The sequence below is a fragment of the Paenibacillus sp. YIM B09110 genome (assembly GCF_037167145.1).
Taxonomy (GTDB): domain Bacteria; phylum Bacillota; class Bacilli; order Paenibacillales; family Paenibacillaceae; genus Pristimantibacillus.
The window spans coordinates 1-24,384 of the sequence record NZ_JBANSP010000021.1; the positions used below are offsets into that span (position 1 = coordinate 1).

Below are 24,384 nucleotides of genomic sequence, written 5' to 3' on the forward strand. Positions count from 1 at the left end.
CCCATCCTATTCTGTCTACAACCCCCCCCCGCTCCACCTATCTCCGTCGCTCTCACCAACCATAAGCCGTGTTCCCCATCCTATTGCCCTCAAGTAACCTTAGTTTGTGCGAATAGGATGAGCTTCCCATCCTATTCTGTCTACAACCCACCCCGCTCCACCTATCTTCGTCGCTTTCACCAACCATTAGCCGCTTTTCCCATCCTATTTCCCTCAAGTAACCTTAGTTTGTGCGAATAGGATGAGCTTCCCATCCTATTCTGTCTACAACCCAGCCCGCTCCACCTATCTCCGTCGCTCTCACCAACCATAAGCCGCTTTTCCCATCCTATTGACCTCAAGGAACCCTAGTTTGTGCGAATAGGATGAGGTTCCCATCCTATTCTGTCTACAACCTAGCCCGCTCCCCAGAGCGTCGCAGAAAAAAAGAGCGCAGCCCCGATTACTCGGGCTGCGCTCTTCAAGGAATAATTGCGTTAAGGCATTAGGGCTCGCGTGCTTTGCCGCACGATAAGCTTAGGCTCTAGCGACGTATGCTTCTTCACTTTCTCTTTGTTCATCATCGCTTTCAGCACTTTGACAGACGTCATCCCAAGCTCATGCGCCTGCTGAGAAACGGTGGTCAGCTCGGGAATGAAGTGATGCGCCAGCGGAATATCGTCGAATCCAACGATAGACATATCGTGAGGAATCGTCAGTCCAGCCTCTGCCGCAGCCTTGATCGCTCCGATCGCCGTATAGTCGTTCACGCAGAACACGGCAGTCGGTCTCTCCTTCATGGCCAGCAGATTATGCATCTGACGTTTGCCGGAATCGATGGAGAAGCTGTCCGGCAACAGCCATTCTTCCCGAATGTCCAGATTCGCTTCTTTCATCGTCTTGCGGAATGCCCGCAGCTTATTAGACGTCGTCGTCATATGACTTTCCCCGCCGATGAAGCCGATCTTCGTATGTCCTAGCTCGATAAGGTGTTGAACCGCAAGAACAGTTCCAGCAGCCTCATCCGTAGCAACCCGAGTCAAGTCGGTCCCCCGCAGACCGCCATTGACGAGTACGGTCGGAATAATGCTCGCGCATTGCACGAGCTCTTGGACAAGATGCTCTTCACAATGCTTCAAGTTAATTCTTCCGCCCATAAATATAATGCCGTCCACACGTTTCTCCCGCATGATGCTCAGATATTCCGATTCTTTCACATAATCGCCGATCGTATTACTAAGCAGGAAGGTAAGGCCTGACCGCATCGCCTCCTCCTCCGCTCCGGCGAATACTTCCGGAAAGAAGGGATTAGTCAGATCGGGCACAATGACGCCGATAATGCCGGTTTCATTTTTAAGAAGCCCTCTAGCCATAGCGTTAGGCTGGAAGTTATATTTTTGGATAAGCTCTTCAATCTTGGCGCGTGTTGATCCTCTTACCGGAGCGGTATCGTTCAACACACGGGATACGGTCGAAATCGATACTTTTGCCTCCTTGGCAATATCATATATGGTGACCTGTCTCAAGCTTAACGCTTCCTTCCTACTTTCATGTCTCGGAATATTATAGCAAAATCAAACATGTAATGATATGCGTTACAACTATTGCAGCGAAAATAGAGCAGGCTCGTCTAGTCAACGAACATTCCTGCTCTAGCTATATGGTCCTAATTGCGCTGCCTACAGATTGCCCCAGCGTCTATACGATTGCTCGTCATAGAAGAGCCTTACCGCAACCGGGGTTCTGCCCTCTTCGTCGAACAGAATCAGTTCATTGTCCTTCTCCTTAAGCCATGCCATAGGAATCTTGTAATCCTCCTGCGGTCCTATCTGCCAATAGCGGCCTAGATTACGGCCGTTCAGTTGCAAATACCCTTTACTTAAGCCCGTCAATCTCAGCTTCAGCTTAGGATTAACGCCTTCAGGAATAGCTGGAAGATCGAAATTGCTGCTATACCATGAAGGACCGATGTGAATAGGAGCGGCCGAGCCCTCCGCAAGCTTCGCTGCGTCTTCCAGCGATACTGCCGACCAGCCTCTCAGCTCCCGTGAACGGTCATACGTCAGCAGCTCCAGCCTATTCAACGGTGTACGGCCTACCGGCATTTCTATGGTGTTGCTGCCTTTTACGATATAGGAGGAAATGTCGACCGCATAATAAGCGAACCAATCCTTATAGTCGTCCATAGGCACTGCTCGGCCGTTAATCCGCAGTCCGCCGCTTAACGCTCCGACCAGTATGGCCCCGTCATAATCATTCACTTCGAAAACTCGAGTAATCGCAGAGGCGAACGGTTTCCCTTGCACCTCGTCTAGGTGGACAGACTCCATATCGCAATGCCAGTCTCTGCGCAGGTCGATGACCGAGCCGTCCATATAGACAGAGCCGAATATGCCCTTCTCCTCGCCTAAATTCGGCGAGAAATTGAGACTGCCCATATGCTGTACAAGCAGTTGCAGTTTATTGCGTCCTTTGTTCAGTCGTACGGCTGCCGACGCCGCGCCTACTTGGCGGATCATCGCTTGCTCTTGTCCGTTGACGAACAGACGCGCAGAATCTTGGATGGCGGTCAACACCATTGTGCTTTCTTGATCCCGATCGCACTCCGCTTCACTTGTATAAATGAGATAGCCAAAGTCCTTGCCTAGCTCTGCGAATCCGCGCGGAGTATCGGCAAGCTCGCCCGCTCCGAGCGCAAGCAGGTTCAAGTCTTTGCGAGTCCAATCCGATAAGCTCGGTAGAACCCACGGCTCACTATCATGGGCGGTGTTGCTTGATTGCACCCTATCTCCAATAAGGAATGGCTCGCTCTCAGGACCGCCCCTCACTCCGCTCACGTTGCCATCAGCGTCTATGTCCATGTCTTCCCAGCCGAATGCCCAGCATACTTCTCCACCTTGTTGCTGAAGCTTCCATGCTCGGTCCGACATATAGCCGTTTAATGCAATCACTTCGATACGCTGCCCGCCAACCGTCAATGCAATACGCTGCGGCGTTTGGAAATGGAAGACGTCTAGGTGCAGCTTCCGTCCATCCGAGCTCATTTCATGACGAATATGTGCTTCGTTATCATACTGAATCGCATGATCGGCTTCGAACACGATATGCGTACGCTGGCCGTCTTCTCCCGCCACAATAATCGTTTGAACCTCGCCTATCCGGTCGTTTCCGATAACGAACCCGCCGCAAGTAAGCTTCAAGCCAGGACTCACTTCTAAGCGGTCAAGAATCGGTACGATCTGACCCGGTTTAATCGAAACGTGAAGCGTTCGTCCGCTTTCGAGCGTAATCGGGAACATTTCCTTCTCCTGCTTGGCGCTTTCGGCGAACCAAAGCTTTTGCCCGTTCCACTGTCTGCCTTGGAGTTTGATTCCGTCTGGGCATGTGGCCTCGGATGATTCCATCGGCTCCGCTTCCAGCAAAAACGCGCTAAGCGCTTCCGTGAATAGGGAAACCTTTTTGGCCATTCTATATTTGGCTGTCACTCTTCCATATTCGGACAGTGGAGCATCATAATCGTAAGAGGTAACCATGTAAATATCGCTGCTTCCTACCGTTCGCCCGCCGTAACCTCCAAAGTTGGTACCGCCAAAAAACATATAGTGGCTAATGCCGTCAAACCCGGCGCGAATCGCCTCCATCATCCTCTTCTCGTACAATTCAGGCGTCTTCTGCGTGGCAGAGGGCGCTCCCCAATGCTCGAACCACCCTGTCCAAAATTCGGTTACGAGCTTCGGAACTTCTGGCTGCTTACGCATCAGCTTCTCATAATGTCCGTCTGCGCCCGACCAGAAGTTCGCCCCTTCGATCGTTCCTTCTAAGCCGCCCTCGCAAGTTATTAACGGCATATCAATTCCACGCTCGAGCAAGCCGTCGCGCAGCTCCCTCATGTAAGCCGCACCTTCCGCGTCATCGGCCAAATAACCGTATTCGTTCTCGACCTGGACCATAATAACGGTACCGCCTTGCGACATTTGGCGAGCGCGGATAACCGGAACAATCTGGTCAAGGTAAAGATTAACGTAATTAAGGTAAACCTCATTGTTCGTTCGGAACTGTATATTAGATTTATGTTTCAACCAGTACGGAAAACCGCCGAAATCCCATTCGGCGCATATGAACGGACCCGGCCGCGCGATGACCCATAGTCCCAGCTCCGCGCAAAGATCAAGGAACGCCCCGCAATCGTTGTCGCCGCTGAAGTCCCAGCTGCCTTCCTCCGGCTCATGCACGTTCCATGCAAAGTAAGTATCGATACAATTCATGCCTGCTAGCTTCGCTTTGACAAGCACTTCCCGCCATTCCTGCCTAGGCATTCGAAAATAATGAATCGATGCGATGTTCAGAAACACTCTCTTCTCCCCGATGATAAAGCTCTTCGCATCATAACGAAGCTGCGTTCCCTGTAATCCAGTGTTGTCTAAGCGATCCGTAATCATAAATTCACTTTCCTTCCTTTTTGAACGCCATGTCGCACTCTTAAACATCACAAGCGTAAACGACTGTCGCCGTCCTTTAGCGGTAAAAATCGTCTTTCATAGCGGCTGCTATCATTTATGAAATGGGTTTCATTAAAGGCATATAAATTATAAGACTACTCTGTAAGCGTTGTCAACAATTGGCATGTAACTATTTTCCTCAACTCATAAACAAAAAAACAGTCCGAGGCTGACGCCCCGAACTGTTACTTTGATATAACGCTATACGGACTCTACTGCCGACTGCGCTGGGCTGATTTCGCTCCATTTGAACGATTGCTCCGATGGTTTGTAATTGGCGATACGCTCGAGAAGAACGTCGGGGTCGCTCTCGACAATGAACAGATCAAGGTTCGATTCTCTCATGAATCCTTCCTTAACAGCATGCTTCAGAAGGTCAATCAACGGATTGTAGAATCCTCTTACATTCAGGAGGCCGATCGGTTTCTTGTGAATGCCAATCTGCGCCCAACACGCCATCTCGAACAGCTCTTCGAATGTTCCCAGTCCGCCCGGCATGCTGATGTACGCATCCCCCAGATCGGACATCTTCGCTTTGCGCTCATGCATATTGGCAACCTCGTAAAACTCCGTGAGCTCGGTATACATAACTTCACCGCTAAATAGTCCCCGCGGCATTACGCCGATCACCTTGCCTCCGGATTCCAATACCGAGCCCGCAATACGACCCATCAAGCCTAGCTTGCCGCCACCGTAGACTAGCTCTATATTTTGGGCCGCCAACGCTTTGCCTAAAGCGATTGCGGAATTTTCATAATCGACATGGTTGCCCGGATTAGAACCGGAATAGACAGTTATACGTTTCATTAATATGCTGCTCCTTCTGCTTATGCACGTTAGATTTTGCGGCCTCTTCTAATCAGAAAGAAGTAAGCCAGCATCGCCACGACACTCGTCAATAAAATGATGACGCCGAGCGGTACGGCCGTATCTTCCCCCGCTATGCCGACTAGCGGAGTAACGACCGCTCCGAGCAGGAACGGGATGACGCCAAGCAGAGCCGCAGCGCTGCCGGCCTTCTCGCTTTGGCTTTCCATTGCAAGCGGGAACGCCGCCGTTGATGTAATGCCGATTGCAGCTACGAATACAAACAACGGAACTACCAAGGCAAAAAGCGGTCCGTGTACGAAGGCTACCACTAAGACAACGACGCTAGCCAAACCGGCCAGCATGAGTCCGAACAACAGAAAGGCGTGTTCGGATACGCGATGCGACATTCGTCCGACCAGCTGGGAACCGAGGATCAGACTAATACCGTTCGTTCCGAATAATAGAGCAAAGACGGTCGGCGAGACCCCGTAAATATTTTGATAAATAAAAGGCGTTCCCGAAACATACGCGAAAACTCCCGCGATCATAATCCCCTGTGCCAGCATGTAGCCGACAAATTGGCGATCCCGCAAAAGCGATCCGTAATTCTGCAATTGCTGCATGAAATTGCTCGGCGTCCGGCGATCAGACGGCAAGGTCTCCTGCAGTCTCCATTTTGTCATCGTTAACAGGTAGATTCCGAGCAGCGTCAGCGCTATAAATACGCCCTTCCAATCGGTGAAAGAAAGAATCCCGCTTCCGGTAACCGGTGCCACAAGCGGACCCAAATTTCCGACAAGCAAGAGCAACGAGAAAAATTTCGTAAGCTCGTGACCATTGAACAGGTCGCGTGCGATCGCGCGGGAAATGACAATGCCGGCCGATGCGGCAAAACCTTGTACGAACCGGAATGCGATCAACAGTCCGATATTGGGTGAGAATGCGCAAGCCAACGAGGCGATTAAATAAACGGCCATGGAGATAAGCAGCGGATTGCGTCTACCGTGGACGTCGCTGAGCGATCCCATGACGAGCTGCCCGATCCCCAGACCGAGTAAACAAGCTGTCAAGCTGAGCTGCACCAGGGAAGCCGTCGTTTCGAATTGCTTCACAATCTCCGGGAATGCCGGTAAATACATATCGATCGTAAAAGGGCCGAGTGTCGAAAATAATCCAAGCAGCAAAGCTAGTCTGAACACGTTCTGTTTGTTTTTGCTGGTCATCATGATGTGAGTCTCCTATTTTGTAAGCGGCAAAACCTAGTCCTTGTGAGCTTTGCTTAACTTTACCTGATTAATCATTAATATAAATGTACTTAAGTATTTCTGTCTACCTTGGCTCGCTTATTTCCTTATAGCCGCAGTAGGCAATTGTGTAAAATGAAATGGACCGGCCCGTGCAGTACTTACTTGATTGACAGAGGGACATACTGAAAGGAAGCGCCCTATTGCCTTTTTATAACCATTGTCCCAAACTTTTTTTTGGGCAACGTGAAAAATAACGGCCTCCTCAATTGTATTACTAGTGAAAGGGGGACATCAGGTGCACGATTCATATGAGCTCAATGAATCCGTCCGCAAAGCCGTGGTCAACTATTCAGACAATCTGGTTAAGATAGCGTTCGCCTATCTCAAAAACGTTGCCGATGCGGAGGAAGTCGCGCAGGAAGTATTCCTCGCCTATCTCCAAAAATCCCCCGTTTTTGACAGCGACGAGCATGAGAAAGCATGGTTAATTCGAACGACGATAAATAAATGCAAAAACCTGCTCAAGACGGGCTGGTTTAGAAGTCGGAACCCGATACCGGACAACTTATCTTACCTTCCTAAGGATGAATACATGGTTTTGCAGGCTGTTTTGTCATTGGATAAGAAATACCGCGTTCCGATCCATCTGCATTATTACGAGGGATACACATTGGAAGAAATAGCAGACTTTCTAAACGCCAAACCTGCAACGGTAGGGACTTGGCTTGCCCGCGGGCGCAATCAGCTTAAAGAAGTAATAGGCGGTGATTTGTAAAGATGAAAAAAATAGATTATAAATCGGCCATGTCCAAATTGAAAACAAGCGAGGACTTTGAGCATCGCACGCTTGAACGGTTAAGCAAGGAAAGCCGCAACATAATCGAAACGGATAAAAAAAGAGGAGACGATTACATGAAAACAGCTAACCCGTCAGTAAAGAAAAACAAGGTATTCATCTGGGCAACGAGCGTTGCCGCTTGCGCAGTCTTGACGCTAAGCATCTATGCGGTTAACCAGAACGGAAGCACTGCTCCTAATCCTGCCACCAACAACCCAAATAATGGCGCCGTCGTTGAAAATAACGGTCCAGGGGCAGGCTCGTCGGCAAAACAAAGGGTCAACATTGACGGCGTCATTGAAGAGGTAAGCGCAGACGGCCAAAGCTTCCGAATCGGTGAGCTATGGGTGACGGTAACCGAAGACACGACTTACGGCATATCGGACACGACGGCACCTGATGCTTCCGAGCAACTGGTGAGCAAGGAATTTAAAGTCGGCAACACGGTATCCGGCTTCACCTCGGAAGACGTCGCGAGCGGCAAAGTAACGGCAAACGTTATTTACAACAATTTTTAAGCTGTAACGCCATACCGACAAAGGCTCCCCTGCCAGCTTGAATAGCTGCTCAGGAGAGCCTTTTTCATTTATCCGTATGCGCGGCTTATGACGCCTCTCCGTGCAGGTAACGGAAGAACGGCTTATCTACCCAGAATTCGAACGGCGTGATAACCGCGGTAGGATCAATCGCTTTAAGTCCTGCCACAACCTTCGCGGAATCCTCATTCAGCGAGAACGGGTTAACCGTGTACGTGCTGTCCGGATCGGAAATCAGATTGTTCGTAATGACTTCGTAATTGGCAAGCTTCGTGTTCGAGTAGTACAACGGCTGCCACCACGAACCGTAGATCAATCCTTGCTGGTCGGCAACGTTTTTCTTCGCGAACTTCTCGATAATGCCGTCGAATGCCGCTTTGTCGGCCGCAGTCGCGAATTCGAATGCAAGATCATATTCCTTCGCGAACGCGATATAGTTGCCGTTAGCGATTTGCACGACGTTCGGACCCGGGTCGCCCCAGTCGGCCAAGAACAGAAACGCGGACGTTTTCGGCTCGAATTGCACCTTCGCGTCGATGCCTTCGCTGCGCAGCAAGCCGATCAGCTGCTGGGCATGCTTGAAGTCGGAATGACCGTAAATAAGCGACAAGGAGTCGATGAAGTTAGCATCGTAACGGGTGTCCTTGATGTTGTAGCCCGTAAACAGCTCCTTCTCAAGCCCCGCGTTCACCAGCTTCTGCAGCTTCGGAGCGTCGATTAAATCCGATGTCTCGTAAGCGGTGGAAAGCTTCGCGTAAATATCGGAATCGCTTGTATAGCCAATGTATTTCTTGTATAGACCTTTCGTGATCAGAACCTGTCCAAGCAGCGTTTGGATCAGCTCGTCGCTTGCAGGGGCGTTCGGCTTAAACCCTTGGCTAAGCGAAGCAGGCAGCAAGCCCGTATCGATTGCGGCAGCAACCTCCTGGGAAGCCTTAACGCCAAGCGTGCCCTTCTTGACTTGAACCTTGGCGAGCACGTTATCCGCCTTCGCAGCCGGGTAAGTCGAGGCAAGCTCCTTCAAGTCCGCCGCGCGCAGCGCAATCGCGACCGCCACGTAGTTCGTAAGCTGCTCATCGGCCTGAATGGACGGACCAGCCAAAATGCCTTGCTCATAAAGAGCGGCAGCGGCTTTGAACACCGGTGCGTCCGCAGTCAAATCGGTAAAGGTTACTTCCTTGCCGGAAGGCTTATAATCGAAAATGTCGGCGACAGCTTCGATGAGCTGTCCCTTCGTTACTTTACCGGAAAGCTGAACGTCGTATTTCTCCTGCAAAAACTGCTTGTATTGTGCTGCTCCATCCTTTGCAGAGACTGAAGAAGGAGCTGTCGATACGGCTTGCACCGCTACCGGCGTCGCGGCAAATGCGGTTGCTTGCGTAAATAATAGAGAGGATGAGAGCAAAAAGGCAGCAAGCATCTTGGTGCTGAATAGCGCTGTTCGTTTCATGGGCTTGACCTCCAATATAATAATTCCGATAAAAATAATCGGGTATGTAATTTCACCTAGTATAGCAACGCTTGGCTAATGATGTCAACGAAAAAATATAGCAAAGCGCATGCCAATGCCGGCATGCGCTCTTAAGGCTGCGAATATTCTGCTATTCCTCTTTTGCCGATTCGGCGTATTTCTTGAAATTATCCAAAATCGCCTGCCATCCGGCTTGCTGCATCTCGACGCCGTTAGTCTCTTCGGCCTCGAACGATTCGACGATTTTGGTATCGTCGCCTTGGGCAATAAAAGAGATGCTTACCTTCCTGCCGTCGCCCAATGTATAAGCGATGCTCTCGTTAAGGCTCACCTCGTCGTATACGCCGCCGAAATCAAATCCGAAGCTTCCGTCCTTGGCTTCCATTCTCGAGACGAATGCACCGCCGACCCTAAGATCGTTCTCCGCGATTGGCGTGTGCCAGTCATCGGAAGCATTGTTCCATTGCTTGATATGCTTCGGTTCCGTCCAAAATTTCCATACGCTTGCTACGGGAGAATGAACGATCGCTTCCACCGTTATCGTTACCGGACTGCTTGTTCCCATTACTTAACCTCCTCATAGGCTATGAATCTATTTTTCTCAAATAATACCATAATCATTCATCGCTAGTCGATATGTCTGAAGCGCTATCCTATCGCCTGATATAAGGAACGACGAACAGAGAATGGATGAATTGACATCGGCCGAAATAAATTTTCGTTCAAGCAGCTTTCAACAAGCTTTCAATTCGGTTTAAGGTACGCTTAAGGAAACATCTGTAATCTGGCAATGTCATAAACAACCGAAAGGAAGTGAAGTTATGTTATTGAAACGAACGACAATGTTGATGCTGGCAATCGTGCTGGCACTCACGACTATGATTCAGGCCGTGTCCGCCCAATCTGCCGAGCAGACAGTCATCACGCTCTCCGATGCCGGGGTAACGGTAGACGGACAAGCTGCTTCCACCAATGCTTCAAGCGCAGTGTATACAGGCGCGGACATCGTTTACTACGAGTCTGGGCGTGGCAGCAGCTATGGCGAAGGAACCGAATCCGATGCGCATAGCGCGGAGGAGGCTGCCGCTCATACGGTCGTTACCATCACGGAGCCGGGCACCTATCGCGTATCCGGCCAGCTGTCCAAGGGACAGCTGGCGATCGACCTAGGCAAGGAAGCGGCAAGCGATCCCGACGCGCGCGTCACTCTGATTTTGGACGGAGCGGACATTACGAGCACTGTCGCGCCCGGGGTCATTTTCTATAACGTCTACGAGCCTTACAGCGACACCGAGGATACGAAAGGCGTTGTTGATCTTAGCAAGGCTGGCGCTCAGGTCATAATCGCCGACGGTTCAGTGAACACGGTGAACGGATCGTATGTGGCGAAAATCTACAAAGAGGGCACGACGAGCAAGCTGCACAAATACGACGGGGCCTTCTACTCCAAAATGTCGATGAATATTTCCGGCGGAGCTGCCGGAACGGGAGAACTGCGCATTACGGCAGCCAATGAAGGGCTGGATTCGGAACTGCACTTGGCTTTAAACAGCGGCAACGTGTATATCTCGGCCCAAGATGACGGAATCAATACGAATGAGGACGGCATCTCCGTCACGAGCATCAACGGCGGCTACCTCTACGTCAACGCCGGTCTTGGAGCCGAGGGCGACGGCATCGACTCCAACGGCTACTTGACGGTTAACGGCGGCACGATCGTGACGATGTCCAACGAACGAAGCCCCGACGGCGGCATTGACGCGGACAAAGCTATTCTGATCAACGGCGGCACGGTAACAGCCGTTGGCACCCGCAACGATGCCGTATCGCAGGATTCCAAGCAGACGTATATGGAGCTCGCCTTCGCTTCGACCCAAGCGGCAGGAAGCGTCATTGAGCTAACCGATGCGGACGGCAACGAAATATTTAGCCATACGGCTGAGAAAGCGTTCCAAAGCGTAACGTTCTCATCATCGCAATTGAAGCTCGATACCGAATATCATCTCTATGTGAATGGCGTCCAGCAGCAGTATACGGGCAATGCTTCCGGCATGATGGGCGGCGGCTTCGGCGGCGGCAACCGCCCGCAAGGCGGAGGACTCGGCGAAGGCACCCGTCCGGAGACCGGAGGCATGAACGGCCCTGCTCCGACGGACAATCCGCCGACGGGCGACTTTACGCCGCCAGTCAATACGAACGGCTCCGAGCCGGACGGCGATGCGGCTAACGTTGCAGGGTCGACTGCCTTCATCGTTACCGAAGCCGTATCCAGCTTCTCGGGCATTTCCCAGGCTTCGGATGCCAGCGGCAAAACGCGCGTAAGCTTCACGGTCAATAACGGCGCGGGTATTCAGAACGCCGCGACCGGCCAACAAGCGGTACTGGAGCAAATCGCCGCAAGCGCAGCTGTGCCGGAGCAGGATATTCAAGTGACGGTGACCGATGTGCCGTCGGAAAACTATTCCGAGACAAAGCTGCTGTCGGAACTTCAAGGTTCGCTGTCAGACATCATGCCGAAGACGGACGGCCAGTATCGCCTGACGGTAGCCGTCGTTTCCACTAATGAAACGTATACCGGCGTATCGCAATGGCTGTTCACGATCGGCGGGCTGCCGTTTACGGATCTTAACCCGGCCGACCCGGCTTACCAAGCCGTGAAAGCCTTGTACGACAAAGGTCTGATGGTCGGAACGGGCAGCTCCAGCTTTTCGCCGAATGCTTCCGTAACGCGCGCAATGGCCATTACGACGCTTGGCCGACTGTTAGGCGTTGAAGCGGCCGAATCGTCCGCCTTCAACGATGTTGCGGCGGGCAGCTGGTATAGCGGTTATGTAGGCTGGGCTGCCGATAACGGCATCGTGGTCGGCAACGGAAAAGGTTTGTTCCTTCCCAACCAACCGTTGACGGCGGAGCAGATGGGACTTATCTTATCCCGCTACGCCGAGCTTGCGAATATCGAACTATCGATCGACGAACTGCTTCCCGATCAAGAAGAACAAAGCCTGACTCGTGCCGAGTTGGCGATTATTCTTAACGAGCTGCTATAAGGACACCATGCAGGCTAATGAGTTAATGTTGGAGGCAACGAGCAAAATGGACGAAATAGGCAGTACTTTTGCCTGTATTTCATACAGTCTAATCTGTCCCAATCGCCTGTGAAGTCACTTTTGAGTGGAAACTATACAGCCAAAAAAGGGATTATAGCCCTCGGTGGCCATTTTCCGTCCATATGACTGTACAAAATCCAATCAAACTCGGAAATTCTCTCATTCCTTGCCTTTTGATTGCATGAAATCCAATAAAAAAGCTCAATAACCTAACGTTTGGTTGGACGATTGAGGCTGTCATTTAACTGTTAACTAATTAGTCAATTTATATGATTTTTCACACAAGAGCAGTTAAACAAGAAGTAAATAGAAAATACTTATGCGATTTATCATACAAAAGTGTATAATTCATCCACGTGGCCGATGATTTTGTACGATTTTTCGATCAAATGCCTTGATTTGACCTATCCGTAAGGTTGGTTTATACGATATATCGTACAACTATTGGTTAGCCACAGTTAATCGACAGCTTCCGATTTCCATTCAAAACAGTGACGGTAATGATGACTGATTTTCATATTCTAAGCAGGGCTAAAATAACCCAATCAACGTGAAGATAATATATAACCTGAATGAATAAAGCGAAAGAGGAACATCCCATGATGTTCCTCTTTCGTTTGCAGCCTTCCTTGCTTTATGTTGCGGACAATTGGTGCTACAATATTTTTGTGAGTGGCTATCACGGATTGCCGTCACGACTCATAATGAATAAGGAGTTATTATTGTGGAAAACCAATATCGAATATTATTATATTACAAATACGTAGCCGTACCTGACTATGAGCTGGTCGCAAGCGCGCATCTCGACTACTGCAAGCAGCTAGGCGTCAAAGGCCGGATTCTAATCGCTTCCCAAGGGATTAACGGCACCCTCTCCGGAACGATTGAACAAACCGATGCTTATATGGCCTATATGAACGCCCATCCCCTATTTTCCAATATGGTTTTCAAAATCGACGAAACGGATCGACATGCTTTCAAGAAGCTGTTTGTTCGCCCGAAGAAAGAACTCGTTACGCTGCGATACGAAACACCGCTTGACCCCAATGTGAATAGCGGGAAGCGCTTGTCTCCGCAACAATTTCACGAGCAGCTTCAGCGCGAGGACGTCGTTATTATTGACGGGAGAAACGATTACGAATACGATCTCGGTCATTTCCGGAATGCGATCCGTCCCGACGTGAAGTCGTTCCGCGATTTTCCCGAGTGGATTCGGGAGAACCTGCAGGACGCCAAAGACAAAACCATTCTAACTTATTGTACGGGCGGCATTCGCTGCGAGACGCTAACCGGCGTGCTTCTGAACGAAGGGTTCACAGACGTGGCGCAATTAGATGGCGGTATCGTCACTTACGGGAAGGACCCTGAGGTTAAAGGACGTTTGTTCGATGGCAAAATGTACGTGTTCGACGAGCGCCTCTCTGTTCGCGTTAATCAGACGGACGAACATATCACGGTCGGCAAATGCCATCATTGCGGCAATTTGACGGACACGATGATCAACTGCAAGGATGACACCTGCCACGACCAGCATCTTGTCTGCGACGACTGCCTGGAGAGCCATGAACAATATTGCTCCGAGGAATGCAAAGTTAATGATGCTGTGTAATAACGAAAGGGATGCGCCGACAGGCTGCATCCCTTTGTTCGTTATCCTATATCGTTTCCTTTACAGTCGAACAAGCTTGGTAATCCTCCCATGCTGTGTCCATTCCGCTACATACACATTCCGGTCGCCATCGACGCAAACGGCATGCGGTGAGCTGAACTTGTTCGGACGGAACCAGTCAAGCGGCAGATTCGGCCACCCTTGCTGCTTGTATGCCTGTTGATCTTCGCCAAGATGAGTGATCAGTCGATCATTCTTATCGAGAATCGTAATTCGGCTGTGCAAATCCGCGAAGTATACGTCGTCTTCACTGAAATAGAAGCTGCAAGGCATATCCATGTCATCCTCTATAAATCTCTTATGCTCCCCATCAAGGGTAAACACTTGAATACGGAAATTGCCGCGATCCGCCACATACAACTCCGGGACGCCGCTTCGCAGATCAATAGAAATGCCATGAGGGCACTTCATTTTGCCAGGCTCCGAGCCTTCACCTCCCCAAGAACGGATCAGGTTGCCTGAGGCGTCGTATTGGTGAATCCATGATTGCCCGTAGCCGTCGGTCACATAAATATCGCCGTTAGGCGCCACACATACGTCAGTCGGTATGAACTTTCGTTCGGAGTCATAAATATGCGGCAGGTCAGGCGTCTCTAATGAAAGCACAGATCGTCCGTCAATCGTCATCTTAACCATGCTTCCTCTTGTGTCGGTCACATATAGAAACTGCTGATCGCCTTCCTGATGCAAATAAAACCCATGCGCGTCGCCTTCGAACTGTTCGCCGAATGCAGAGACAAGTTCCCCTTCCCGATTGAACTTCAAGATTGACGGGGTTCCGGTGTGAAACACCCATATATTTCCCTCCGAATCCACATCTATACCGTGCGTATATCCCAGAGTGACGCTCGAAGGCACCTGAGCCCAACCTTCTATTACTTCAAAGCGGTGTGTTCCATTTCCGGTGATCATTGTCATTATTTTGTCATTCTCCTTTAAGTTATAACCTCTCCCTACTTACGCTAGAGCAAAGACTTCAATTTGACATCCCCGTTCTCAAGCACTCCCGGCTCCTCCTGCCGATATCCCCGCTCAATTAACATCTCCGCAACTCGGATCTCCTTGGACAAGCTCGGTGAGCCGAACCCGCTTGCCGCGACCAAACGATTATCCTCAGTCAAGTGGAAAAACAGCGCACTGCCGTCCTTCGTCATTCGTTGCACCGTTCGGCTTCCGTAATCCGGAAATCCTACCACCTGCAGCGTCTTCTCGTATTGATCGGACCAGAACCATGGAATGACTTTATAAGCATGAACGGCCCCCAGCATGCTCCCCGCCGCATGAATGCCTTGATCCTGCGCATTTCGCCAGGCTTCCAGCCGGATGCGCTTGCCGTCATAGATCTCATGCGGAAAAGAACAACAATCCCCAGCCGCGAATATGTCAGGATCGCTCGTGGCAAGCTTAGCGTCTGCGCAAATCCCGTTATCGATTGATAAACCGTTGTCCGCGGCAAGATCGGTTACGGGCACAGCGCCTATCCCGACGATGATTGCATCGCAATGCAGGGAAGTGCCGTCGGCGAATTCAATGACATGACCGTTCGGCGATTGTCGGATCTGGTCGATCGCAGTGCCGAGCTTGAACGTTACGCCCGCTGCACGATGCTGCTCTTCGACGAGGCTTGCGATTTCAATGGGTACCCCGCGCGTTAAGATGCGTGAACCTACTTCAATCAGCGTTACATCGCATCCGATCGTTCTCGCGCTTGCCGCTACCTCCAGCCCGATGAATCCTCCACCGATGACGACAATTTTGTTGCCAGGGAGCAATTTGGACCGAATCGCTATAGCATCCTCGAATGAACGCAAATATAATAATTTCCCCGTCACTTCGGTGTTATATGGAAGCTTACGCGGCTGCGCCCCAAGCGCGAGCAACAAGCGCTCGTAGGGTACGACGCCGCCGTCGTTCAAATGGATAACATGCGCCGATCTGTCTATGCGTACCGCGCTCGTACCGGTAATGAGCTTAATATTTAACTGGGTTAGCCGATCTTCCTTATGAACATAAGTCGGCTCAGGCTCCTCTTCATTCGTCAACGCGTTCTTCGAGAGAGGCGGACGTTCATAGGGAGCTCGGATTTCATTGCCGATCATCGTAATTTCACCGTTCCAGCCGCGTTCCCTCAGCTGTTCCGCCGCCCTAGCGCCTGCTTCTCCGGCTCCGACGATAACCATTCCGCGTGCAAGCATGGTCATTCTCCTTATCTAAGCTTGATGTATACTTTGCCCGCATTCACTTGTACGGGGTATGTGCGCAAATCCACGCAAGCCGGTGTTTTTTTGGCCGCTCCGGACTTATAGTCAAATCGTCCATTATGTTTCGGGCATTCGATGATGTTGCCCATCACTAGACCACCGGACAAGTGAACCCTTTCGTGCGAACAGAAACCGTCCGTCGCGAAATATTCGTTATCGTCGGACCGGTAGACAGCAAAAGAAGCATCCTTATAGTCGAAGCGAATGACGTCCTCCTCATCGATGTCTTCCATGCCGCATACTTCAATCCACTCTTCTGACAGACTCATCGTTATCGCCCCCTCCTGTAGTAAAGTAATAATAAGGCTGCGCCGTTATCGGCAATTTTCTCTCGATGACGTAATTCGGATCATGACGCTGCTTCCGCAGCGCCGAAATCACTTCCTTATACGCCTCCCATGTGCTCTTGCACGGTTCTGGCATATCGCCCTTCATCTCCTCGTGCAGCTTCGGAAGGGCGTGATAAGGAACCATGGGAAACATATGATGCTCGATATGATAATTCATGTTCCAATAAAGGAAGCGGAACACAGGATTCATGTAGATCGTCCGCGTGTTAAGCCGATGATCCAATACGTCCTCGTGCAATCCGAGATGCTGACAAAGACCGAAAGACAACATGAGCCAAGGACCGTAGAACGCGGGCAAAACAAGGAACATGGCCGGCAAAATGCTACCAAAATAAAGGCAAGCCGCTATAATTGCTGCAAAAATAAGCACATAAACACGCGATTCCCAAAAAGTTCTACGATGCTCGGAAGCCGGGATATAAGATTTCTCTTCATCGCTAAGCGAGCCGAACGCCATTCTGAAAATGCGGACGATATCCATTGGCCCGACGGCTAGATGAAAATACTCCATTAAGATCACTCTCCATACCGGCGGCCTTGGCTGTGCGATCTCCGGATCGAGTCCGACGATATACGTATCCGTATGATGCCGGGTGTGGCTCCATCGCCATTTCGTCGCCGGCCGCAGCACGAGGAACGAAGCAATTTGGTAGACGAATTCGTTCATCCAGGACGTCTTGAAAGCCGTACCATGCCCCGCCTCATGCCATCTCGAATCACCTGTGTTGCAATAGAACGTTCCGTAGGCAAGAAATGCCGGTATCGCCCACCAGGTGCCCCATGAATAATAAGCAAGAGTTCCTAGCACGATGAACATTGCGAACCAAATTAACGTGTCGCGAATCGCCGGACCGTCGCGTCGTTGCATAAGCTCCTTCATTCGTTTGCGGGGAATCGGCGTGACGTACCATTCCGCCGAAGCAAGTCCCCGTTCTTGCGCCCGGACGGTTTCCGTACCGGTGAGACTGTAATCTCTTTTGCTTGTGACACTGCTTTGGATCGACTGGCTCATCTCGTTTCGCTCCTTTTTTAGATTTCCGTGCCCGGGCACGGAAAGGGGTAAAAAAATTTAGAGGCTTTCCGGGATATATATACTCGTAGCTGTATAAATCAATTCCGCATCCGGCTGTTTGCCGGAAAACATGAGATCGTATAGGACACGCAACGAACGATAGCCTTGCTGTTCCGGATTCTGTACGATAGTGAAGTCGATGATGTTATCTTTCAAGCCTTGCTCGATTTCCGGGAGCAAATCATTGCACACAATGCGTATTTGCCCGGCTTTGCCATTAAGGCGCAATGCATCGATACACGCGGCAATATCACCCGTCGCCAAATAAATGCCCTCGAGATCAGGAAGCGTTTTCAATGTTTCGTCTACATGCGTGAACGTATCTTCATAGCGATCCGCGATTTCGATTACGCTTGCAATTTCGAGCGGATTGCCCCAAGCTTTCATCGCGTCCGTAAAACCTAAAGTTCTCACACGATGTGCTTGAAATTTGGGATTGCCTAACACGACGGCGATTTGCGCGCCTCGCGGCAAAATCCGCTTCATCAGGCCAGCAGCAATGGAGCCGCTTTTATATAGATCTTGCCCGACGAAACAAGCCCTCTTGCAATCTTCAACGTCTGAGTTAAACGTCACGACCGGAATGCCGCGATCGACAGCTTCATCGATCATTGCTCGAACTTGCGAATCGTCTAGTGACGCATATAGGATTCCTTGAACCCCACTATTAACGAGTTCACGGACCGCTTGTGCACACTTCTCCGGCTGGGTGCTGTCTACGTATTGAAACTCCAGACGAAGACCCATATCCTTAAGCTCCGCAGCAGCCAAACTAATGCCTTCTCGAATTTGATCAAAGAACCGAATGTGCTCAGGCGGCATAACAATGCCAACGACCGCCGGTTTCTTCTGGTAAGCGAGCGCCTTGCCTGCCAAATTTGGGACGTAATTCATTTCTTCTACGATGGAGAGCACTCGGTCACGAACGTCTGGTTTAACACCGTACCTTCCGTTTAACACACGATCCACAGTACCTCTAGATACGCCTGCCTTCTCGGCAATTTGTCTAATGGTTACTTTCAATGATGATTCACCTTTCCATTCCGTGCCCGGGCACATTTTTATTATAAGGGCATACCGGCATATATTCAATAACCGATTTTGAGGCGTCGTCATTACTTTATGTTGCTGACAAATGGTGCTACAATATTTAGATAGGTTATAAATGACTTTCCGATATACGGATTGGAAATTGATGAGGAGTTATCACCGTGGAAAACCAATATCGAATTTTACTATATTACAAATACGTTGCAATACCTGATTACGAGCTGGTCGCGCAAGAACACCTTGACTATTGCAAGGAGCTAGGCGTGAAAGGCCGGATTTTAATCGCTTCCGAAGGGATTAACGGCACCCTCTCCGGAACGATCGAGCAAACCGATGCTTATATGGCCTATATGAACAGCCACCCGATTTTTTCCGGTATCTTTTTCAAAATCGACGAGACGGACGGACATGCTTTCAAAAAGCTATTCGTTCGCCCTAAGAAAGAACTCGTTACGCTGCGATACGAAACACCGCTTGATCCCAATGTTCAAAGCGGAAAGCGCCTGTCGCCGCAGCAATTTTACGAGCAGCTTCAGCGCGAGGACGTCGTTATTATTGACGGGCGAAATGATTACGAATACGATCTCGGCCATTTCCGGAATGCGATTCGTCCCGATGTGAAGTCGTTCCGCGATTTTCCGGAATGGATTCGAACTAATCTTCAAGACGCCAAAGATAAAACGATCCTGACTTATTGTACGGGCGGCATTCGGTGCGAGAAGCTGACCGGCGTACTCCAAAATGAAGGGTTTACCGATGTGGCGCAATTGGACGGCGGTATCGTTACTTACGGGAAGGATCCCGAGGTTCAAGGGCGTCTGTTCGATGGAAAAATGTATGTGTTCGACGAACGCCTCTCTGTTCGCATTAATCAGACAGATGAGCATCTTACGGTCGGCAAATGCCATCATTGCGGCAGTCTGACGGATACGATGATCAACTGTAAGGATGACACCTGCCACGACCAGCATCTTGTCTGCGACGACTGCCTGGAGAGTCATGAACAATATTGCTCCGACGAATGCAAAGTCCATGATGCGGCCGACCATTCGGCGCATGTAAAATAGCTTAGCCAATATCAAGCATTTACGGTTATATAGCATGCTTATGAAACACGGAAGAGGGTGTCCCGACGGGACACCCTCTTCCGTGTTTCCATCTTCTAACAAGTAGAGCGTCAGTGCCCACGCAGGTCAAGATCGCTTAACGGATAGTCGCTGCTGCCCCAGGTATAAACGATGTAGTAGTCGGTTACTATTTGATCCGCCTTTAATGCCTTGAAGGTCAAGTTGCCATGGTCAATAACATCAATTTGCCTGCTCGTTTGCTTTTCGACGATGTAAAACCCACCTATTTCGCGATACTTTGAATAATAATGATCCAACTCTTCCAAAGCGAGTTCCGATTTAATTAAAATAGCTCCAAAAAATTGCATGCCATTTCCGTTTCCCACTAATTTCCTGGCTGACGATATAGAATCCACGAGTTCGGTTTTGTCGGGCAAGGATAATCTTGTTAGCTCTTTCTTTACGGAATATGCAACATAATTATTCATAAATGGAATGGATGCAATCAATAAAAAAAGAGCAACCACGATGATCGTAAACATAATTTTGATTAACTTCTTCAAGTTTGCACCTCTTTTTAAAATCTCTGCCTAACCATACAGACAAGCTGTCATTATAGACGTTAGATATTTATAAAGGTTTCAATTTATTGGTATTTCATCCATTATCCTCACCGCGGGCACAAATGGTTTTGTAAGCGATTTCTCCAATCTAACGTTTGTTGACTATAGTATCAAGTTTGTTGTCTAGAAGCATCGAAGCCTTCCAGTATACAATGAACGCAACAAGTGAAATACAAGCAAATACACCGGAAGGAGCGACAGACATGAAGCGGACAGCCGAACAACAAAATAAAAGAAAGCGCTTACGAATTCGATGGCACAAACAGGATACGGAACTGACGCTCTTGGCGTTGCCCACGACCATTTGGTACGTCTTGTTTTGTTTCTTGCCTATGTTCGGGATCATTATCGCCTTCAAAAACTTCAGAATTAGCGGCGGTTTCTTGAGCAATGTGTTTAACAGTCCTTGGGTAGGCCTCAAAAACTTCGAGTTCCTATTCAAGTCGAATGACGCTTGGATCATTATACGCAACACCATTGGATACAACCTTATTTTTATCGTGCTCGGCATTGTGCTGCCCGTTCTATTCGCAATCATGATCGGACTGCTCCACAGCCGCAAAGCAAGTAAAGTCTACCAGACGATGATGTTCCTTCCCTACTTCCTCTCCTGGGTTGTCGTATCCGCCGTAGGCTGGGCGTTCCTAAGCTTCGATAAAGGGATTCTAAATCAAACGCTCGTCAATATGGGCGGCGATCCCGTGAACTGGTATATGGAACCGGCATACTGGCCTTACTTCTTGATTCTGTTGAACGTCTGGAAGGGCTTGGGCTATGGCATGGTCATTTATTTGGCAACGATCACGAGCCTTGACAGCACCTATTATGAAGCAGCGGTTATTGATGGGGCTTCCATTTGGCAGCAGACGAGATATATTACATTGCCCATGCTCAAGCTCGTTATCGTCATGCTGTTCATCCTGGCAGTTGGACGTATATTCTACACCGATTTCGGCCTGTTCTATCAGGTCACGCGAGATTCGAATTCGTTGTTCAACGTATCTACCACGATCGATGTCATGGTCTATAAACAACTGAAATCCGCTACGCTCGGGATGGCGGCTGCTTCCGCCTTCGTACAATCCGTTCTAGGCTGCGCAACGATTCTAGCCGCTAACTGGATTGTCCGCAAGATCGATCCCGACAGCGCGATGATGTAAGCCTATGCTTACGCAATCACTGAAGGAGGGGTGACCTTGTCAACAAGAACGACTTACGATACAGGCCTTGAGAAATTCAATCGAACGAGCACTCCCGTAAACATCTTCTTCAACCTGATCTTTATCATCTTGGCGTTGCTCTGCGTCATACCCGTAGTCGTTGTTCTATCGATTTCCTTCTCCAGCGAGAACTCCATTCGCGAGACAGGGTATCATTTGCTGCCGGTTGCCTTGTCCGGAGAAGCCTACGCCTACGTCATCAAGCAGGGAACGATGATTTTGCGGGCGCTTGGCGTATCCGCTCTTGTAACCATAGCCGGTACTGCGATCGGCGTCTTGCTTACGACCTCCATGGGCTATGTGCTTTCGCGCCCGACCTACAAGCTGAACGGCTTTCTGACCTGGGTCGTATTCATCCCGATGATATTCAACGGCGGTCTCGTATCCAGCTACTTCATTAACACGAATTTATTAGGACTCAAAGACAGCATCTGGGCGCTTATTTTGCCGCTGGCCGTCTCGTCGTTCAACGTCATCATTTGCAAAACGTTTTTTAAAAGCACGATTCCCGACGGGCTGATCGAATCGGCCGAGATCGACGGCGCGAGCCAGCAGCGAATCTTTTTCTCCATCATCCTGCCGATTTCCTTGCCGGTCATTGCGACTATCGGACTGTTCCTTTGCTTCTCTTACTGGAATGACTGGTTTCAATCGATGCTTTATATCAATAACCAGGACCTCTATTCCTTGCAGGCTTTGTTGAATAGCTTGATGAGCAATGTGGATGCGCTTGCCAAAAATGCCGCGAGCATGGGCGTCAGCTATGCCGTGCTTGTCGCAACGATGCCCAAGGAATCCGCCCGCATGGCCGTAGCTATCATCATTGTTCTGCCCGTAGCCTTCGCTTACCCGTTCTTCCAGAAATATTTCATTTCCGGACTAACGATCGGCGCCGTTAAAGGTTAACTAGCGAAATAAACCAAGCTAGCTTGGTTTATCATAAATCACTGCGCAACGCTGCGGTGATCCAACTTCTATAAGGGGGAAATGAAATGAAGAAATCTTGGAAGCTCGTCTCTATGCTTTGTATTCTCACCCTGCTAGTTGCAGGCTTGGCAGCCTGCTCCGGCTCGAACTCGCCGAATGCAACCAACAAGCCGAGTACGGCTACGGATGCACCGAAAAGTACCGATGCACCGAAGGATAGCGAGGAGCCAAGCAAGGAAGTTCCGACGTTGGTCTGGTGGCTGATCGGCGGCCAAGTACCTAATAACTTCAGCAAAGCGATCGATGCCATGAACGAGTATACAGCCGAAAAAATCGGCGTGAAAATCGACATCAAGGTAGCCAGCTGGGGCGAGTGGGATACCAAAATCAATACAATCGTGAATACGGGCGAACCGTTCGACATTATGTTCACCAACAGCGGCAAATACAGCAAGCAGGTGGCTATGGGAGCTTTTGCCGATATCACTGATCTGGTTCAAGCCGAAGCACCCGAGTTATACAAGCTGATTCCCGAGAAAGTATGGGACGGCACGAAAATCGGCGGCAAATACTATTCCGTTCCTACCTATAAAGATTCGTCGCTGACGCAATATTGGGTTTACGATGATAAATACGTACAGAAGTACAATATCGACATCAACAACATCAAAACGCTGCAAGATCTTGATCAACCTCTCCGCAGCATCAAGGCCGGCGAAGGCAAAAGCTTCTACCCATTGCCTATGACGCAAGGCGAAGGCTTGAACGGCTTCTTCAACAATTATGACGACTTAACGCTGGGCTTCTCTCCAATCGGCGTAAGAACCGACGATGCGGCGCGCACAGTTGTCTCCGTTCTCGAGCAGCCCGACATTATGGCCGACCTGAAGCTTCTGCACGCTTGGTATCAAGACGGCATCATCAATCCGGATGCTCCGACGAAAACAGAGAACGACAAAGGCAGACCATTCTTCGCTGCCCAAGCATTCCCTGGCGCGGAGATCAGCTGGCAAATCAATGACGCTATCGAAAAATACGATATGGTTCAGCATTTCGGTCCTATCTATACAACAAGCACGATCCAAGGCTCTCTAAACGCGATTTCCGCGAATTCGAAATACAAGAAGGAAGCGCTCAAGTACCTCGAACTGGTTAACACGGATCCAAAGCTGCGCAACATGCTGGCATTCGGGGAACTCGGCGTAGACTTCAACAACGTCGACGGCGAGAAAGTCATCGAGCGCATTTCCGATACTTGGCCGCTGGCTGCTTACTCACAAGGCACATTCTTCAATCTTGCGGTAACGAAAGGCGCTCCAGTGGATCAATGGGATCAAGTCAAGAAGCTGAACGATGCAGCGACATCCTCCACCGTACTAGGGTTCGCGCTGGACATCGGCAATCTTCAGACGGAAGTGGCGAATGTCCAAGCGGTATGGGATAAATACAAATACGAGCTCATTACGGGCGCATCCGATCCGGAAAAAATGATTCCGAAAATTACAGCGGAATTAAAGTCCGCCGGCATGGACACGATTATGAAAACCGCTCAAGAACAAATCAACAGCTACTTCAAGTAAGCAAAATAAAAAGGCTTGCTGAATGCCGAAAAACCAGCTGAAAACCGCATAATAACAAGAAAATCAGGCTCTCTCTGT

General features: G+C 49.8%; 20 protein-coding genes. 8 read left to right on the plus strand and 12 right to left on the minus strand.

Going from position 1 to position 24,384, the window contains the following annotated elements; genetic code table 11:
• Nucleotides 1-476: 476 nt before the first annotated feature.
• The 4 genes from V8F51_RS23945 to V8F51_RS23960 form a co-directional block, all read right to left on the minus strand.
• Nucleotides 477-1,505: a LacI family DNA-binding transcriptional regulator gene (locus tag V8F51_RS23945; RefSeq protein ID WP_337103032.1), complete on the minus strand. Its 1,029-nt coding sequence runs from the start codon at nt 1,503-1,505 to the stop codon at nt 477-479.
• Nucleotides 1,506-1,658: 153 nt separating this feature from the next.
• Entirely contained in the window at nt 1,659-4,418 is a 2,760-nt protein-coding gene (locus tag V8F51_RS23950) for a beta-galactosidase (RefSeq protein WP_337103033.1), read from the minus strand.
• Between the two features lie 261 nt (nt 4,419-4,679).
• The gene (locus V8F51_RS23955) at nt 4,680-5,285 is read right to left on the minus strand and encodes a TIGR00730 family Rossman fold protein (protein ID WP_337103034.1); all 606 of its coding nucleotides are present in this window, start codon (nt 5,283-5,285) and stop codon (nt 4,680-4,682) included.
• Nucleotides 5,286-5,314: 29 nt separating this feature from the next.
• Complete coding sequence (locus V8F51_RS23960) at nt 5,315-6,514, minus strand: multidrug effflux MFS transporter (RefSeq protein ID WP_337103035.1); 1,200 nt, start codon at nt 6,512-6,514, stop codon at nt 5,315-5,317.
• Between the two features lie 316 nt (nt 6,515-6,830).
• Here V8F51_RS23960 and V8F51_RS23965 point away from each other — a divergent pair, with 316 nt between their 5' ends.
• Together V8F51_RS23965 and V8F51_RS23970 are read left to right on the plus strand one after the other, a co-directional pair.
• Complete coding sequence (locus tag V8F51_RS23965) at nt 6,831-7,310, plus strand: RNA polymerase sigma factor (RefSeq protein ID WP_337103036.1); 480 nt, start codon at nt 6,831-6,833, stop codon at nt 7,308-7,310.
• Between the two features lie 2 nt (nt 7,311-7,312).
• The gene (locus tag V8F51_RS23970) at nt 7,313-7,891 is read left to right on the plus strand and encodes a hypothetical protein (protein WP_337103037.1); all 579 of its coding nucleotides are present in this window, start codon (nt 7,313-7,315) and stop codon (nt 7,889-7,891) included.
• Nucleotides 7,892-7,976: 85 nt separating this feature from the next.
• Here the strand turns inward: V8F51_RS23970 and V8F51_RS23975 are convergent, their stop codons facing one another.
• Together V8F51_RS23975 and V8F51_RS23980 are read right to left on the minus strand one after the other, a co-directional pair.
• Entirely contained in the window at nt 7,977-9,359 is a 1,383-nt protein-coding gene (locus tag V8F51_RS23975) for a hypothetical protein (RefSeq protein WP_337103038.1), read from the minus strand.
• A 151-nt stretch (nt 9,360-9,510) separates the two neighbouring features.
• Nucleotides 9,511-9,945: an SRPBCC family protein gene (locus tag V8F51_RS23980; RefSeq protein ID WP_337103039.1), complete on the minus strand. Its 435-nt coding sequence runs from the start codon at nt 9,943-9,945 to the stop codon at nt 9,511-9,513.
• Between the two features lie 256 nt (nt 9,946-10,201).
• On the opposite strand from V8F51_RS23980, the gene V8F51_RS23985 reads away from it, so the two are divergent.
• Nucleotides 10,202-12,427 carry a carbohydrate-binding domain-containing protein gene (locus tag V8F51_RS23985; protein WP_337103040.1) on the plus strand — a complete coding sequence of 742 codons (2,226 nt, stop codon included), beginning with the start codon at nt 10,202-10,204 and terminating at the stop codon, nt 12,425-12,427.
• Nucleotides 12,428-13,205: 778 nt separating this feature from the next.
• Nucleotides 13,206-14,096 (plus strand): oxygen-dependent tRNA uridine(34) hydroxylase TrhO, encoded by an 891-nt coding sequence (trhO, locus tag V8F51_RS23990; RefSeq protein ID WP_442956480.1) that lies wholly within the window; start codon nt 13,206-13,208, stop codon nt 14,094-14,096.
• 60 nt (nt 14,097-14,156) lie between these two features.
• Here trhO (V8F51_RS23990) and V8F51_RS23995 read toward each other — a convergent pair whose 3' ends face one another.
• The 5 genes from V8F51_RS23995 to V8F51_RS24015 are packed head-to-tail and all read right to left on the minus strand — an operon-like array spanning nt 14,157 to nt 18,862.
• Nucleotides 14,157-15,074: a hypothetical protein gene (locus tag V8F51_RS23995; RefSeq protein WP_337103041.1), complete on the minus strand. Its 918-nt coding sequence runs from the start codon at nt 15,072-15,074 to the stop codon at nt 14,157-14,159.
• 44 nt (nt 15,075-15,118) lie between these two features.
• Nucleotides 15,119-16,351 (minus strand): NAD(P)/FAD-dependent oxidoreductase, encoded by a 1,233-nt coding sequence (locus V8F51_RS24000; protein ID WP_337103042.1) that lies wholly within the window; start codon nt 16,349-16,351, stop codon nt 15,119-15,121.
• 11 nt (nt 16,352-16,362) lie between these two features.
• Complete coding sequence (locus V8F51_RS24005) at nt 16,363-16,686, minus strand: MocE family 2Fe-2S type ferredoxin (protein ID WP_337103043.1); 324 nt, start codon at nt 16,684-16,686, stop codon at nt 16,363-16,365.
• The gene (locus tag V8F51_RS24010; protein WP_337103044.1) at nt 16,661-17,779 is read right to left on the minus strand and encodes a fatty acid desaturase family protein; all 1,119 of its coding nucleotides are present in this window, start codon (nt 17,777-17,779) and stop codon (nt 16,661-16,663) included. The genes V8F51_RS24005 and V8F51_RS24010 overlap by 26 nt, the downstream gene beginning before the upstream one ends.
• Before the next feature lie 57 nt (nt 17,780-17,836).
• Nucleotides 17,837-18,862: a LacI family DNA-binding transcriptional regulator gene (locus tag V8F51_RS24015; protein WP_337103045.1), complete on the minus strand. Its 1,026-nt coding sequence runs from the start codon at nt 18,860-18,862 to the stop codon at nt 17,837-17,839.
• Between the two features lie 182 nt (nt 18,863-19,044).
• Between V8F51_RS24015 and trhO (V8F51_RS24020) the strand changes: the two genes are divergently transcribed.
• On the plus strand, nt 19,045-19,956 hold the full coding sequence (gene trhO, locus V8F51_RS24020; protein ID WP_337103106.1) for an oxygen-dependent tRNA uridine(34) hydroxylase TrhO: 912 nt from the start codon (nt 19,045-19,047) through the stop codon (nt 19,954-19,956).
• Between the two features lie 110 nt (nt 19,957-20,066).
• Here the strand turns inward: trhO (V8F51_RS24020) and V8F51_RS24025 are convergent, their stop codons facing one another.
• Entirely contained in the window at nt 20,067-20,519 is a 453-nt protein-coding gene (locus V8F51_RS24025; protein WP_337103046.1) for a hypothetical protein, read from the minus strand.
• A gap of 263 nt (nt 20,520-20,782) precedes the next feature.
• On the opposite strand from V8F51_RS24025, the gene V8F51_RS24030 reads away from it, so the two are divergent.
• The 3 genes from V8F51_RS24030 to V8F51_RS24040 all read left to right on the plus strand — a co-directional run bounded on the left by V8F51_RS24030 (nt 20,783) and on the right by V8F51_RS24040 (nt 24,306).
• Nucleotides 20,783-21,739, plus strand: a complete 957-nt coding sequence (locus V8F51_RS24030) for an ABC transporter permease (RefSeq protein WP_337103107.1) — start codon at nt 20,783-20,785, stop codon at nt 21,737-21,739.
• Nucleotides 21,740-21,775: 36 nt separating this feature from the next.
• Nucleotides 21,776-22,705 carry a carbohydrate ABC transporter permease gene (locus V8F51_RS24035; RefSeq protein WP_337103047.1) on the plus strand — a complete coding sequence of 310 codons (930 nt, stop codon included), beginning with the start codon at nt 21,776-21,778 and terminating at the stop codon, nt 22,703-22,705.
• Nucleotides 22,706-22,791: 86 nt separating this feature from the next.
• The gene (locus tag V8F51_RS24040) at nt 22,792-24,306 is read left to right on the plus strand and encodes an ABC transporter substrate-binding protein (protein WP_337103048.1); all 1,515 of its coding nucleotides are present in this window, start codon (nt 22,792-22,794) and stop codon (nt 24,304-24,306) included.
• Nucleotides 24,307-24,384: the final 78 nt, after the last annotated feature.